This is a genomic window from Caballeronia sp. EK (genome assembly GCF_014384845.1).
Taxonomy (GTDB): domain Bacteria; phylum Pseudomonadota; class Gammaproteobacteria; order Burkholderiales; family Burkholderiaceae; genus Caballeronia; species Caballeronia jiangsuensis.
Genome location: NZ_JACSUE010000007.1, coordinates 421304 through 434921, shown reverse-complemented (window position 1 = coordinate 434921; position 13618 = coordinate 421304). Strand labels below are relative to the sequence as shown.

Here is a 13618-nt window from a genome sequence, read left to right as displayed (position 1 = left end):
TCCATCGTTTGAATGTGCTCACCAGTAGTGCCACGCCTGCACGAGAATTCCGTTGGTGAGCGTGGTGTTGCGCCCCGAAACCGAGTGCTGGTACTGGATGGAAAGCTGGTCGTACATCTTCTGGTGCAGGAACGGCAGGCTGTTCGGCTTGAACTGGAACAGGACGCCCAGTCCCACGGTCGTTTCGCGGCTCGCGCTGTTCGAGAGCGGCATCGACGCGGTCTGGTTGAAGGTGCCGCCGCTCGTCTGGTAATCGAGACCGACGAACGGAATCGCGAAGGGGTTATCCGGCGGCGAGATGCTGTAGCCGACGCGCAGGTTCAGATGAAACGTGTTGTCCGGACTCAGGTCGTCCTGACCGGAGCGCAGCGTGCGTCCGCGCAAAATGCCGCCGAGCAGCAGATCGACGTTCACATGCCCGTACCAGTCGTCGTAGAAAACGGATGGCCAGAACGACCACGTATTCGTCGATACGGCGTTCTGTCCGATCGGCACCTGCACGTAGGCCTGAAAGCCGAGCGTCGTCGCGGGCGCGGGGTTGTACCAGACAAGACCGCCGATGAGCGGATCGCCGATGCCGCTCGCGGAAAACTGCGAGCCCTGCGTGCGAATCTCGGGCAGCGTGATGCTCGCGTTGAAGCCGACATGCGGCAGCGACGGCACTTTCCAGTAGTGAATGAACGTCGAGAGGCCTACGAACGTATTCGTGCCAGGACCGGCGACCTGATTGCCTTGCGAATCGAATGCGCGGTTGTCGTGATTCCATTCGAGGTTCTGGCCGAAGGAATCGTAAGTGCCTTCGAAGTCGCTGCTGAACTGCCAGGTCTGCGGGCGGTCCGTCGCGAAGGGAATGCCCGAAGCGTGCGCCGTGATCGAGCAAACCGCGCCAAGCAGGGCGAGTGCGCAAGTGCTCCGCCTTCGAATGGTCTTTCGTGTGTGCCGCTTTTGCATCGTCGTCTCCGTCGTTCGTGTCGTATGAGCGAACGTTACGAAGACGCGGCGCGCGGGTCTTTCAGGTTTTGCGGATTACAGATTCCGGGCGGCTTGCGAACGGATTCGGGTTTACACCGGGACGCAAAGTGCGCACGCGGCGTTCGCGAACGGCGACCCATCGCGCGTGCAAGGGCTTCCCGCGCGCATCTATACTCGCGTGAACAGCGGCGTCCGGCGATCCGATGGCAAGCCGCGCAAAACACGGAGACACCACCATGAGCGCCACCGCCGCGCCCGCTCGCATCGACCGCTTCAGCGCGGTCACAGGCGTTCCCGGACTCGAATACTGCATCTCCGGCCCGCGCCCCTATTCGCTGGAGCTGAGCAATTCGTCGGACATGATCTGCCTTTTGCTCGGAACGATCGTCTCCGATACGCGTTACGACGACGGCCCCGCAGCGCCCTTCACGTTTCGCGCCGAAACGGCCGCCTATCATCCGCGCGGCGGCAGCATGCGCATCGATGCGCACGACGTGCGGCATGGCTTCATCGCGTTTCGTTATGCGGATGCGTTCGTGAATCGCATCGCCGATCGCAGCGCGGAGCCGCTGCGTCGCGCGGGCAGCCGCAGCAATCTCGGCGCCGATTCCATCCGGCATCTCGTGCGCTATGCGCGCCAGAAAGCGCCCGGCGAATCGGGCAAGGTCGATCCGTGGGAGCTGCAATGCGTCGCCACGCTCGCGTGGATCGAAACGACGCGGCATCTCGAACGCGCGTCGCGCGAGCGCAAATCCGCGCTGACGGATGCCGGATTCGCCACGCTCGAAACGTATGTCGCGGACAACATCGACCAGAGTCTTTCCTGCGCAGATATCGCCGCTGAACTCGAACTGCCCGTGCGCGCCGTCTTCGATGGCGTGAAGGCGCGCACCGGTTATTCGCTGTATCGGTATGTGCTGGAAAAGCGCATCGGCGCTGCGGCGCGCATGCTGCGTTCGGGCGATGCACCGCTCGTCGATGTCGCCGCCGCGTGCGGATTCTCGTCGCAGCAACACATGACGGCGCTCTTTTCCGAGCGTCTCGGCACGACGCCGCTGCGTTACCGGAACGGCGCGGCCTAGCGACGAAAACAGGAGGAAGCATGGACCTCTTCATGTCGATGGAGGCCTTCGTCCGCGCAGCCGAAGCGCAGAGCTTCGCGAGCGCGGCGCGTCAGCTCGGCGTGGCGAAATCGGTCGTCACGTCGCGCGTGAAGCAACTCGAAGAGCATTTCGGCGTCGCGCTGTTTCATCGCTCGACGCGTGCGGTGAGGTTGTCGGAAGTCGGCGAAACGTACTATCGCGATTGCCTGCTGCTCGTCTCGAAGGTGGGCGAACTGTCGGGCCGCGCGAGCGAGCAGACGCAATCGCTGTCGGGCACGCTCAATGTTCATGTGCTGCCGGGCTTCGCGCTCGGGCATTTCTCGCAGGCGCTGATCGCGTTTCGCGAGGCGCATCCGCGCATCGAGTTCGTCGTGACGGTGAACGATCGCGTGATCGATCCCGTGCAGGAAGGCTTCGATCTCGCGCTGCAGATCTATCCGCCTGCGTCGAACCTGCTCGTCGAACGCAAGCTCTTTCCGGTGCGCGGCGTGTTGTGCGCGACGCCTGCGTATCTGAAGGAAGAGCCCGTGATCGAGACGCCGCTCGATTTGCTGCGTCACGATTTCGCGCGTTACGCGCACTATCCGTGGGGCGACAACTGGCCGCTCATGAAGGGCAACGAGTGCTATGAGATCGCGCTCAACGCCGTGTTGAAAACGAACAGCGTGCATCTGCTGCTCGAATTCGCGCGCGCGGGCGCGGGTGTCGTCTATCTGCCGACGATGGTCGCCGCGAGCGATCTGCTCGAACGCCGGCTCGTGCGCGTGCTGCCCGACTACGCGGCGCCGCCGCTGTGGTTGAGCGCGGTGTATCCGACATCGCATCGATCGACGACGAAGGTGAAGGCCTTCGTCGATTTCCTGCGCGAGCGCTATCTGAGCGAGCCGCAATGGGACAAGGCGCTCGGCATTTCGCCGCCCGACGATGAAGAGCGCAACGTCGATGAAGAACTGGGCGATGTGTGAAGCGTCGCTAAAGGATGTAAAGCCAAGCTAGCAATGTGACGATCGAGAAGAGCGTAGTCATCGAAATGACCGCGCCGACGACGCTTTTCTCCAAGTCGTATTCCGAGGCAAGCACGTAAGCGCTCTTTGCAGTCGGCACGGCGGCGCAGACAACCGCGGCGATGGTCGCGGTGTGGCCGAGTCCGCTCGCGATGCAGAGGACGTACACGACGAGCGGCACGATGGCGAGTTTGAGCACGGTCAGAAGCGCATAGAGATTCACGCGTCCGCGCAACTCGCCGAAGCTGAGATCGAGACCGATCGCGAAGAGCGCGCACGGCGTCAGCGCTTCGCCGAGTATCGTGAGAAACGAAGCGACCGGCGCAGGCAGCGTCAATCCGCCGATCGACCACAGCAATCCGCAGATCGTCGCGAGAATCACGGGATTGGTCGCGATCTGGCGAACGAGCGCCGTCACGTCGATTTTGCGCGACGCATCGAGACGGCCGATTTCGATCAGCACGACGAGCACGGGAAACATGATCGCGCCGACGAACACGGTCGCGACCGCCGCTGCGAGCACGCCGGGTTTGCCGTAGAGCGTCTTCAGGATCGGCAGCGCGACGAAACCCGTGTTGGTCATCGACACGGCGGCGGCGAGCATCGCGCTCGCGGCAAGACTCGCACCGCGTGCGATTCGCGCGACGAGCAGCACGGCGGCGAAGCAGATCATCGAGCCGCCGCCGAACGCGGCGAGAAAGCGCCATTCGAGCAGCGAGTGCAGCGACTCGTCGGCGATGGTCAGGAACACCAGCGCGGGCATCGCGACATAGTAGGCGAAGCGCATCAGCGATGGCGCCAGCGCATGCGGCATGTAGCCCGAGACGCGCGCCAGCCATCCCGTCAGGATGATGGCGAAGATCGGAAGAATCATGCCGGCAAGATGCATGGCGGGCTCCGATGTAGGTGAAGCGCCCGAGCACGATGGCCCGTTTCTGAATGCGCACCATTATCGGAGAAAAGCGTCGCGCGACTCGCCATCTTGCGCAGTCGCGCGATGGCGAACGTCAGTGGCCGCTCAAAAGCGTGCGCGCTTCGTCGCTCGAAAGAACGCCCCGTCCCTTGCGATTCGCGGCGCTCGCCGCATACACATCCTTGCGCGCATGCGTGATGCCGAGCGGTGCGAAACCGTTGGCCGGATTGAACGCGAGCTGGCTGATGCGCGCTTCCTCGTCGATCGACGGCGGCGCATCGATTTCGAGCTCGCCGATCATGACCACGTCCGACTTCCATGCGACGGATGCATCGTTCACCGGCGTCGTTTCTTCGTCGATGAAAAATTGCAGGCCGAGCTGCCACATCACCGGACGTTGCTCCAGGCGATTGAATATGTCGGCGCGCAGATAGTTATCGCCATGACGCTCGGCATTCGTTCCGGCAGGCGTCGATGGGTGCGGGTGAAGCGAGTATTTGATCGCGGCCCGCCCGAGTTGCACGACCGATCCCCAGTAATGTTCGGTCGCCACGCTGCCGACGTGATGAGCCTTGGTTTCCTTGAAGAGGATCGCCAGAATGCGCGCGCCCTCGACGGGCCCGAGCCGCGCCATCATCATCTCGCGCAAGCCCTGCGCGATGCCGCTGACCGTTCCCTCGGCAAGCAACGCGACGATGATATCGGCCACCGCCATGAATTGCGCCGCATCGCGGGCATGCGAGCGCCCGCCTTCGTTCGTCATCAGCAGATCGGTTTCGACGCCTTGCTGCGTGAAAAACTTCAGCGCGATGCCGCGAACATCGGATGACGTATCGGCCTGCGGGCAAGGCTGTCCGTTGGAGATGCGGCACGCGACGCGATACGTGGCCGGTCCCGCCGACGCGAACGGCCCGAAGCGCGCGGCCTCGGGAATTTCGTCTGCAATGCGAAGCGTGCCGAACGCACCGAGCAGTTGCTTCTGATGCTGTGCGCGGTCGATCAGCCCGTTCAGGCCCGTGTGGCTGCTGGCGGCGAGCTTCGTCTGCTGCGTGCCGATCGCCGTGACGAGCATGGCGAGCGTGGTCGCATCGTCGAGCTTGTCGGACCAGCCGGTGCCGTCGCTGATTGATTGAGTGAAGCTCATGATTCACCTCCGTTCGCGCTTCGATTGAAAGCGCGCATTTAAAGTCTAGTTGCGTTATCTCACTCGCGACCCGGCATCGCGCCGGCAGCGAGACTGCCATCGGCGCGTGCGGCGAAGTAGCGGTAGATATCGTCGATATGATTCTCGATCAGCGGATTGCCGCGGTAGGCGGGCATGCCCATTTGCGGATTGCCGTCGAGAATCGCGGCGATGAAGCGCTCGCGGCTCTGCGTGCGCGCAAAGCCGACGATCGACGGCGCGGCGAGTCCCTCGTGATCCTTGCCGTGACAACGCGCGCAGTCGGCGACACGCACCGCGCGCCAGCCATCGGCGAGCGCGGCGTCGGCTGCGCCGGGCGTCTGCGCGTGCACGGACAGCGACGCGCCGACCATGCACGCGATCAAGCACGACAGCGAGCGTTGAGTCACGAGGACCGCTCAATGTTTGCGATCGGCCAGCCGGCCGACGTACTTCCAGCCCTGATCGCGCATCCATACGTAGGTGAAACCCGTCGGGCCGTCGATGAAGACGGTCATCGGACGCTCGCTGGCGGACGCTTCCTTTTGCGGTTCCGCCGACGCTTGTGTAATGCGCGCTTCCGTGGGCTTGAGACGGGCGTCGCGATCGTCGAGCCGCCAGCCGTCTTCATCGGCGTAAATCAGGCGCGATGTTCCACCCGATGGCGTCTGAACAGTGAGCGTGAGCGGACCGCCGTCGACGGCGATGAGGCGTGCATCGGCATCGTCCGTGCCGTTCGCGGCGAGGCTCGTTTCGCATGTCGCGCCGAACGCCGCCAGGGTGATCGCGAGGAACATCGCGTACTTCGTCAGATGGGATCTCATTTCGGTACCTCCTTGCTGGCCGCGTGACGGCGGCTGTCCAGATGGGCTCATGCATAGAGAACGAACGTGGCCTCAACGAATGTGAAGCCAGGAAATCCGCGAGCGTCGGCAATATCAGAGCGTCGCGCATGCCGCGCGTTCTCGCCGCTTCGCCGCAGATGGGAGTCTGTCGTGTGGAGAACCCACGCGTGGCCGATCAGTGGCCGTCTTGTGATGGGCTCTACTATCGACCGAACGATCGTCGGGAAAAACCACGCATCGGGAGGGGCAGCACCCCGCCATTGGGGGACTGCGAAATGGAAGAGAACTGACTGGCGGAAGAAATGAGATCGAAGGCGTCCCCGCCGCCTTCGGCACGTCGCTACGGAAACTCTGCCTTATTGACCGCTATAGATATTGCAGCTCAGTCCCGGCGTGCAGAGCTGAGTCGTGCTGCCCGTCCACGCATCGCGCGAGGCGCTGCCCGACTTGCTCGTCGACATTGCTCCGCCGTAGCTCGAATCGCTCGTCGCGGTGCCGCTGTCTTGCGCGCTTTGCTGCGCGACGCTGCCCTGTGCCGGCGACATCTGCATGTCTTGCGCCTGAGCGACAGTGCTCATCGCGAAGATGCCAGCGGCCGTTGCTGCCAATAAATAATTTGCTCTCATCGCCATCACCTCTCGAATCATTAATCAATTGAGGACTGCAAGCTTGCGACGAGCTTGCGGGCACGCATGCACGGACCCGGTCGGGCGCGAGGACGATGCGCCTTCCAGGCTTCTGATCGAACGTGAGGGTTGGAGCCTGTAGGCTCCGAAGAAGCGCGTGGCTTGTAGCACGCACTCCTTACCCTATACCGTGGATCGGAAAAGTAAATTCCCGATCGAAGGGCTCCTTTGCACTCGCGCGTGAGGAGCCCTTTGCGAACGAGCTTGCTTTAAGCGGGCTGCGATATCGCTCGATGTCCGGAACTTTCGGGGAGCATGCATTTCGAAGCGGACTTCCAGTTTTGCTATATTGGTTTTCCCTCTCGTGAGTTTCTGGCAATGCGTGTCGGCCGACCTGTCAAACCGCTTCCCCATCCGAACTGCGACTACTGCGGCGCGCCCGCGACGTTGACGCGCGCGGGTGACGAAGCCTATCCGTATCGCGACGATCACGGCCCGCTTTGGATGTGCGCCGATTGTCAGGCGTGGATCGGCATCTTTCCGCGCAGCACGCGCAATGTCCCGCTCGGCCGTCTCGCCGATGCGCGATTGCGCGATCTGAAAGTGAAACTACATGCGGCGCTCGAACCTCTCGTGCAGGCCAAGGTCCGGCGCGACGGCTGCAATGTCTTCGAGGCGCGGTCCAAGGGAATGAAGTGGCTCGCGCAGACGATCGGCGTCGAACCCGACAAGTGCAGCATCCACACGCTCGACGCCGATCAGTGCGAGCGCGCGATCGCGGTGGTCGAACATTTCGCACAGGAACGCGGTCAGCACCCTTCAGATTCGGCGATCGATGAACGTTAACCTGAGAAGGTCAACCATCGATGCTCGCATGTCACGCACTCTTCCCTTCCAGCGCTCGCCTCAGGCGACGCGCGCGCGGCTCAGCAAGGCGCAGCTGCTTCCCATTCCGCGCGCGGTGGCAGACGAGCTCGCGCTCGCGGCCCATATGTCGCTGACGGCCTTGCGTTCAGGCTCGCCGGATATCGCGCCCGCGCAGCACATCACCGAGGCGATGTATCTCGCCAAGTTCCTCGCGGAAGCGGGCCACGGCGACTTCTCTCACGACGAACTGCTTCGCGCGGATCAGACGATGGCCGCCGTGTTCGACGCTGGCCGGACGTCTGGTTCCTGGACGCTCGCGGCGGAGGACTTCGAGCGGCTCGCCGCGATCGTGTCGCTTTACGATCATCAGTTGCGGCGCGCGTCGATGGGTGCGCTTTCCGTCGCGAGCGATCGGCTCGAACGCTTCAAGGCGGGCGAACCTTATCAGCCGCTTCCGGCGCGCAAGTCGGCGCCGCTCTGACGCTGCCCGCTCGCCTCGCCGTCAGAAGGCGGTCCGCAAGCCGATCATCACGCTGCGGCCGCCTTCGGGCGCGATGTCGCGCACGACCGAGCTCGCATAGCGCACTTCTTGATTCGTCAGATTCTGCCCGCGCACGTAGGCGAGCCAGTTCGTCGAGCCGAAGCGGAACTTGTACGTCAGGATGACGCCGATCGTCGTGTAGCTGCCGGTCGGAAGGTCGTTTTCGGGAACGCGATGCTGCGCCCACGCATGAACCAGCTCGGTTCTTGCGCCGTACGGTCCGTAGACGTAGTCGAGCGCGAGCGTCGCGCGCAGCGGTGAGATGCGCGGCAACGCCTCGCCGGTATCGAGATTGCGCGCGTGCGTGTAGTCCGCGACGAATTCGACGTCGAGACGCTGCGCGCCCTTATCGAAGACGCGCCAAGTGCCGTCCAGCTCCACGCCGTAGAACTCCGCGCGCACGCCGCGGTAGACAGCTTCGTTGAGCGCATCGTCGGTGCCGGGCGCGACGGGTTCGTCGTCATCGTTGACCAGGCGGCCTGTATTGAACTCGGTCAGGTAGTTGCGAAAGCGGCTGTAGAAGACGCCCGCGCTCGCCTTGTTCGGGCCGCTCGCGAAGCGCAACGACAGATCGGTCGATATCGCTTTTTCCTTCTGCGCGTCGGGGTTGCCGATCAGATATTGGCCTGTCGCATCGTGCGGGCCGTTCGAGTAGAGCTCGTAGTAAGTGGGCGCGCGCTCCGTGTACGCGATATTCCCGGCCACGCTCCAGGCCGCGTTCAGTTTGAACAGCGCGCCGGCGGAGATGCTGCCCGCGTTGAAATCGCGCTTTGGCGAATCGGCGAACTTTTCGTTTCCACCGGACGTCGGGTCGATGTTCACGTGTTCGTAGCGTGCGCCGATGCTCAGCTTGAGCGCGTCGGTGACGGTCCACTCTTCAAGACCAAAAAGCGCCGCATTGGTCGTTTGCGACGTGGGCACGAGCGCTTCGTCGCCGAGCGCCGAGAACGTGTTCTGGCTCAGTTGCACGCCGATCGCGCCGTCGAGCGGGCCAATTTTCTTGTGCCGCGCCTCGATGCGCGCCTCGTAACCGTGATTGCGGAAGGTCGTGCCGGTCTCGCCGTTGTCGATTTCCTTGTGCTCGTAATCGGTGTAGGCGAAGTTGAACTTCAACTGGCTGAACGGGCCCTGCAGATTACGAATCTCGGATGCCGCGGCGATGTGGTCCTGATGCATGCGCAGACGCACATCGTCCTCGGCGACCGAACCGTAGTTCGCGTCGTAACCGTTGTAGCTGATGCCCGCGTAGCCGTCCGCCCATGTGTACGACGAACCGACGGCGCCGCCATGCCAGCGGCCATCGCTGTTCGGAATGATGCCGTAGGGTTGCGGAACATCGGGTCCGTCGATCGCGCGCTGTCGATCGGAATGCGCGAATCCGGGGATGCGTTCGTTGCTCGTTTCGCGATCGAAGGCATCGACGTGGAACGCGAAACGTCCGTTTCCGCCCTCGACTTGCGCCGCTCCGGCGCGCGCATCGTTGGCGCCGCCGTAGCTGGCATCGACCTGGCCCGTTACGCCTTCGATCGATTCCCGCGGAATGCGGTTGTCGATTGTATTCACTACCCCGCCGATCGCGTTGCCGCCGTAGAGCAAGGCGGCGGGCCCGCGCACGATTTCCACGCGTTCCACCGACAAGGTCTCTTGCGGCACGGCGTGGTCGTATGACAGCGACGATGCGTCGAAAGCCGCGACGCCGTTTTGGAGCAGGCGGATTCGGTCGCCGTCCATGCCGCGGATGATCGGTCGGCCGACCATTGGGCCGTACGTTGTCGTGGAGACGCCGGGTAGTCCGTTGAGCGTTTCGCCCAGGGAATTCGCCTGTCGCAGGGTGAGTGCGTTTCCGTCTAGCGCGCTCGTTGGAGACACCAAATTGTTCGAGCCTAGTGGGTTGGCGGTGACGAAGATCGGGGGGATCGGAGTGTCTTCGATCGCGTTCGATTGGGCTCGGGCGGATGTTGTAAGAAGGAGCGCGGTCAGGGCTATGAACTTTGGGCCGGGCGTGGTGGATGGGTTGCGTTTGTTTTCGTTGGTCATCATGTAATGATATAACGTTTCTTTTATCGATCAGATATATACGCCTGTTTATAGTCCCTGAGGGCGCGACGTGATGATATAACGTAGCATATGATCTTGGCGACTGGCGTTTGGAATAGCTAAATACGACGGTTTATTAGCCTAATCCAAGCGATACGCAATCAGTATCGTTCGTTACAGATGCCCAATTAGATGGCTGGTCAGGCAGCGACTCCTTCGTCTTCGAGCGGAGAAGAACACGTCGCACAGCACAAGGGGTGCTATCCGTGAAACAAGTTCCGAAGATGAATGCAACTCGTTGATTTTAATATGATAAATTCGAGATGAATTTTTTTCTGACTGTTTCACGGTACGAGCATGGTCCGCTGGGGCGAAATCGGTCTGTGAGAGCGGCGTCGAGATGCTTCAGTGCGATGGAGCACGTGCATTCGACCGATCGTCGCGCTGCGCCAACGCTGGGTATTCTTGCGCGGCCGAGCACGTGCGACGGACTCGTTCCGCCGTCGATGGACCATTGAAATCCGCAGGGGTCTGCCGTTTGACGACGAGCGTTAGGGCTGTCGCGCGGATGGTAGAGAGTTGCACCCATAAAGTGCCAGCCGATTCCCCGGATTATTGGGCGACACTCCATAAGCAGCGGCAACAGTCCAAGAGTGGTCGAAGAGTTCTCCGACCACGTTTCATCATCGCCTCTGCATTCAAGTCTGCGACTGCAGGAAGGTTTCTGCTCGAGCTGTTTTTATTTCCCAAACGCTGCCTAGTGATCCCACTGTGAGCGCCGTTCTGGGCCGTTCTTAGACAGACTGACCGTCAGCGAACCGTCTAACTGGACGAGAGGTCCTTATCACGCGTTCTCTGCCCAGGATGGCTAGTTCAAGGCTCACGCTCGGAATTCTCGTTTCGATTCATCAAGCGTATAAATCTGCACGCGGAGGTGTTGAACGCCGGGGCATGGCGGTTGAGCTTTGGGGATGGTAGAGCGTCGTTTTCGCAGTGCGTGAGGTCCTATGGCCGCAGAAGGTTGCGTACCACTTGCTCTTACCTTAACGGGGGCGTATGAAGTTAGCGCTGACCCGGACTGAGAATTGGCGTGTTCGCCCGTGCATTCTGTTGCGCCTCAGGCGTAGGGCTAGACCCCTTCCCACGGAGCGATCAAAGTGTCCGAATTCGGACACTAATGCCCCATCAAAACCAAGGCCTTCCCACTGAGCGCCAAACATCTTGTCCAACCCCGTCTCGAGTGTCCGAATTCGGACACTCGATCTGAGTGCTGCTAAGTCCAGGGTCAAAAAGACCGGTCCAAACCACCACCAACAGAGATGAAAAAACCCGCCGAAGCGGGTCTTGGATCCGATCACTCAGACTGTATGGAGAACATCTTTCCTATGTGTTCCCTCAGCTGATTTTCCTGCTCCTCCGTCATAACACCCGCCTTGAACTTAAAAGTCAGCCCCTTCACGTCCTTCGTGATGCTTCCAGCCTGAACCTTTCCCGCGAATATCTTAAGAATGCTTCGGCCGCCGGCATCCGTCGCCGGTTCTCCACGACTCGCCTGCGCGCTCAGACTCGCCGCCACCTTGGTCTGAACCAGATCGCCCGAAAGAACCTGCGGCCACAATTCCCGCAGCGCCTTGAGCCCTTGCTCTCCGGTCTTCTTCAACGCGTTGACTATATCCTGCGCCGACGAAGCTCCAAGCACTGACGGATTCAGATCCAGGTCTCGCTTCACAAAGTCCGGCAACGAGTCGTACGCAAGAAATCGATAAAGGTCGCTTCGAGTGATGCCCATTGCCTCCGCAAGCCGCGTTCGATTGGGAAACTCTGCTTCAGCCCGGCGAATCGCGATCGCGATTTCGTAATCAGAAAGATCATCGCGCGTGACGTTTTCCATCAGCGCGAGAGCCGCCATATCCTGATCCGTGCAATCGATCACAACCGCACGAACCGTCGTCTTGTTGATCAGCTTGTGCGCGCGCCAACGTCGCTCTCCCGCGACGAGTTGAAACGCCTCTCCCACGCGTCGAACCGTGACTGCCTGCAGCAATCCGACTTCGCCAATCGATCGCGCCAGTTCCGCGAGCTTGGCCTCGCTGAATTGACGACGCGGCTGCCATGGATTCGGCACGATGATGTCGACGGAAATCTCGGTTTCGACACCCCGCGCCTCGAGTTCCTGAATCCGAAGCTGGGCAGCAGCCAAAGCGCTCGTGATGCCCGGCATCGTTTGCGGACCGCGGTTCGTCTTATCTTTCTTGTTCTCGCCTTTGAAATCCGCTGGCTTCGGAAGGTTGGCCGTCTTGGCCATGAGCTGTTCTCGGATGTTATTACTCATGCCGGCTCCTTCCACGATTTGACGAACATATCATCCAGCCATTTGGCATATTGAATCATGGGCTGGCGCACCCGCTGAAGTGACTTCGCCGTGGAGTGCGTACTGACGACGTCAAGAGCGGTCGAGAACGAAAGGGCTCCACCGCTCATCACGGAGCTAGCAGGAATCTCGAACGGATCGAGCCAACGACCATATGCGCTTTGGGCCCATTGACGCACGACCGGCGCCGACGATGTCTTGCCATAGTCCACCTTTGACAACAGGATGGAAATGAAGTCATAAACTTTGTCCTCTTCATATGGAAGAAAATCTTCCGCGACGTCGGAGAACAATCGCCAGAAAGCGAGCGAACTAATGAAGTCGAGATTCTCGGGAATCATCGGCATAACGAGCGCGTCTGCGGCAAGCAACGCGTTAAGGTTCATATACGACAGCGACGGCGACGTGTCGATCAAAATGTAGTCGTACTGCGAACGCAGCGGTTCGAGGCCCTCGCGCAACACCGCCCAGAATCGATAACCCTGAATCGTTTTTTGGCGAGCGGGCAGAAGGAACTCCGCCCCATATAAGAAGGTATGACCGGGGATGATGTCGAGGCCGTCCCAGTACGTCGACTGCACACTTGCCCCGAGGCCACCCTCGACGTTTTGATCGTAGATATAGGGCAGCACGGTGTCGTCGCCGGATATTTCCTTCTCGGCATAGAGGCCACACAACTCCGACGCCGAAGCCTGCGGATCGAGGTCAACGAGCAACACCTTGCGGCCGAGAAGGGTCAACGCTTGTGCCAGGCAAACCGTCGTCGTGGTCTTTGCCGAACCGCCCTTCAATTGTGCAGTCGTCAGAACCTTGCCGCGGAAAGCACTATCGCCGTCGCCGAGGCGCGTCTGGTAAATGTCGGAAGCCATCTTCACCCACATGCGCACTTCGGGCAGAGTAAATGTTCGGCTCCGGCCGCTTCCGTTGAGCGTTCCCGGTGGCAAACCTCCTTCGCCCTTTGTCACCAGATATTGAATCTGCTGCCGGGTCAGATTGCACATCTCAGCCAACTCGCTGATCGTGTAGAAAGGCGCGAGCTTGCGCGGCCGTGGAGCGAGAATTTGCTCCCGAAGGTTGTCCGAAAAGGGCTCGAGGTTATCGGCGAACTCCGCCACTTCGCGAAGGGTAACTTTCCGGTCTTCCATAGGTAGGGTGCCTACGTTTGCCATTCTGCGCT

At 61.2% G+C, this 13618-nt stretch carries 13 protein-coding genes; 4 read left to right on the top strand and 9 right to left on the bottom strand.

Annotated features, from left to right (window positions below):
* Positions 1 to 18 precede the first annotated feature (18 nt).
* Positions 19 to 951 carry a transporter gene (locus IAG25_RS23365; RefSeq protein ID WP_255503873.1) on the bottom strand — a complete coding sequence of 311 codons (933 nt, stop codon included), beginning with the start codon at positions 949 to 951 and terminating at the stop codon, positions 19 to 21.
* A gap of 257 nt (positions 952 to 1208) precedes the next feature.
* Between IAG25_RS23365 and IAG25_RS23360 the strand changes: the two genes are divergently transcribed.
* Positions 1209 to 2054 carry a helix-turn-helix domain-containing protein gene (locus IAG25_RS23360; protein ID WP_187606959.1) on the top strand — a complete coding sequence of 282 codons (846 nt, stop codon included), beginning with the start codon at positions 1209 to 1211 and terminating at the stop codon, positions 2052 to 2054.
* 20 nt (positions 2055 to 2074) lie between these two features.
* Positions 2075 to 3040: a LysR family transcriptional regulator gene (locus tag IAG25_RS23355; RefSeq protein ID WP_035500298.1), complete on the top strand. Its 966-nt coding sequence runs from the start codon at positions 2075 to 2077 to the stop codon at positions 3038 to 3040.
* A gap of 7 nt (positions 3041 to 3047) precedes the next feature.
* On the opposite strand, the gene IAG25_RS23350 is transcribed toward IAG25_RS23355, so the two are convergent.
* The 5 genes from IAG25_RS23350 to IAG25_RS23330 form a co-directional block, all read right to left on the bottom strand.
* Positions 3048 to 3968: an AEC family transporter gene (locus IAG25_RS23350; RefSeq protein ID WP_187606958.1), complete on the bottom strand. Its 921-nt coding sequence runs from the start codon at positions 3966 to 3968 to the stop codon at positions 3048 to 3050.
* Positions 3969 to 4086: 118 nt separating this feature from the next.
* Positions 4087 to 5136, bottom strand: coding sequence for a catalase (locus tag IAG25_RS23345; RefSeq protein WP_187606957.1), 1050 nt, complete (start codon positions 5134 to 5136; stop codon positions 4087 to 4089).
* A 59-nt stretch (positions 5137 to 5195) separates the two neighbouring features.
* Positions 5196 to 5564, bottom strand: a complete 369-nt coding sequence (locus IAG25_RS23340; protein ID WP_309243960.1) for a c-type cytochrome — start codon at positions 5562 to 5564, stop codon at positions 5196 to 5198.
* A 9-nt stretch (positions 5565 to 5573) separates the two neighbouring features.
* Entirely contained in the window at positions 5574 to 5978 is a 405-nt protein-coding gene (locus IAG25_RS23335) for a hypothetical protein (protein ID WP_187606956.1), read from the bottom strand.
* A 377-nt stretch (positions 5979 to 6355) separates the two neighbouring features.
* Complete coding sequence (locus IAG25_RS23330) at positions 6356 to 6577, bottom strand: hypothetical protein (RefSeq protein WP_255503872.1); 222 nt, start codon at positions 6575 to 6577, stop codon at positions 6356 to 6358.
* 426 nt (positions 6578 to 7003) lie between these two features.
* Here IAG25_RS23330 and IAG25_RS23325 point away from each other — a divergent pair, with 426 nt between their 5' ends.
* A complete protein-coding gene (locus IAG25_RS23325) occupies positions 7004 to 7471 on the top strand; it encodes a zinc-finger-containing protein (protein WP_187607133.1) in 468 nt (155 codons plus the stop codon).
* A gap of 28 nt (positions 7472 to 7499) precedes the next feature.
* The gene (locus IAG25_RS23320) at positions 7500 to 7973 is read left to right on the top strand and encodes a hypothetical protein (RefSeq protein ID WP_187606954.1); all 474 of its coding nucleotides are present in this window, start codon (positions 7500 to 7502) and stop codon (positions 7971 to 7973) included.
* Between the two features lie 21 nt (positions 7974 to 7994).
* Here IAG25_RS23320 and IAG25_RS23315 read toward each other — a convergent pair whose 3' ends face one another.
* The 3 genes from IAG25_RS23315 to IAG25_RS23305 all read right to left on the bottom strand — a co-directional run bounded on the left by IAG25_RS23315 (position 7995) and on the right by IAG25_RS23305 (position 13610).
* Positions 7995 to 10070 carry a TonB-dependent receptor gene (locus IAG25_RS23315; RefSeq protein WP_255503893.1) on the bottom strand — a complete coding sequence of 692 codons (2076 nt, stop codon included), beginning with the start codon at positions 10068 to 10070 and terminating at the stop codon, positions 7995 to 7997.
* Positions 10071 to 11424: 1354 nt separating this feature from the next.
* On the bottom strand, positions 11425 to 12402 hold the full coding sequence (locus tag IAG25_RS23310) for a ParB/RepB/Spo0J family partition protein (RefSeq protein WP_187606953.1): 978 nt from the start codon (positions 12400 to 12402) through the stop codon (positions 11425 to 11427).
* Positions 12399 to 13610, bottom strand: a complete 1212-nt coding sequence (locus IAG25_RS23305) for an AAA family ATPase (RefSeq protein ID WP_187606952.1) — start codon at positions 13608 to 13610, stop codon at positions 12399 to 12401. Before IAG25_RS23305 ends, IAG25_RS23310 begins: the two co-directional genes overlap by 4 nt.
* Positions 13611 to 13618 lie beyond the last annotated feature (8 nt).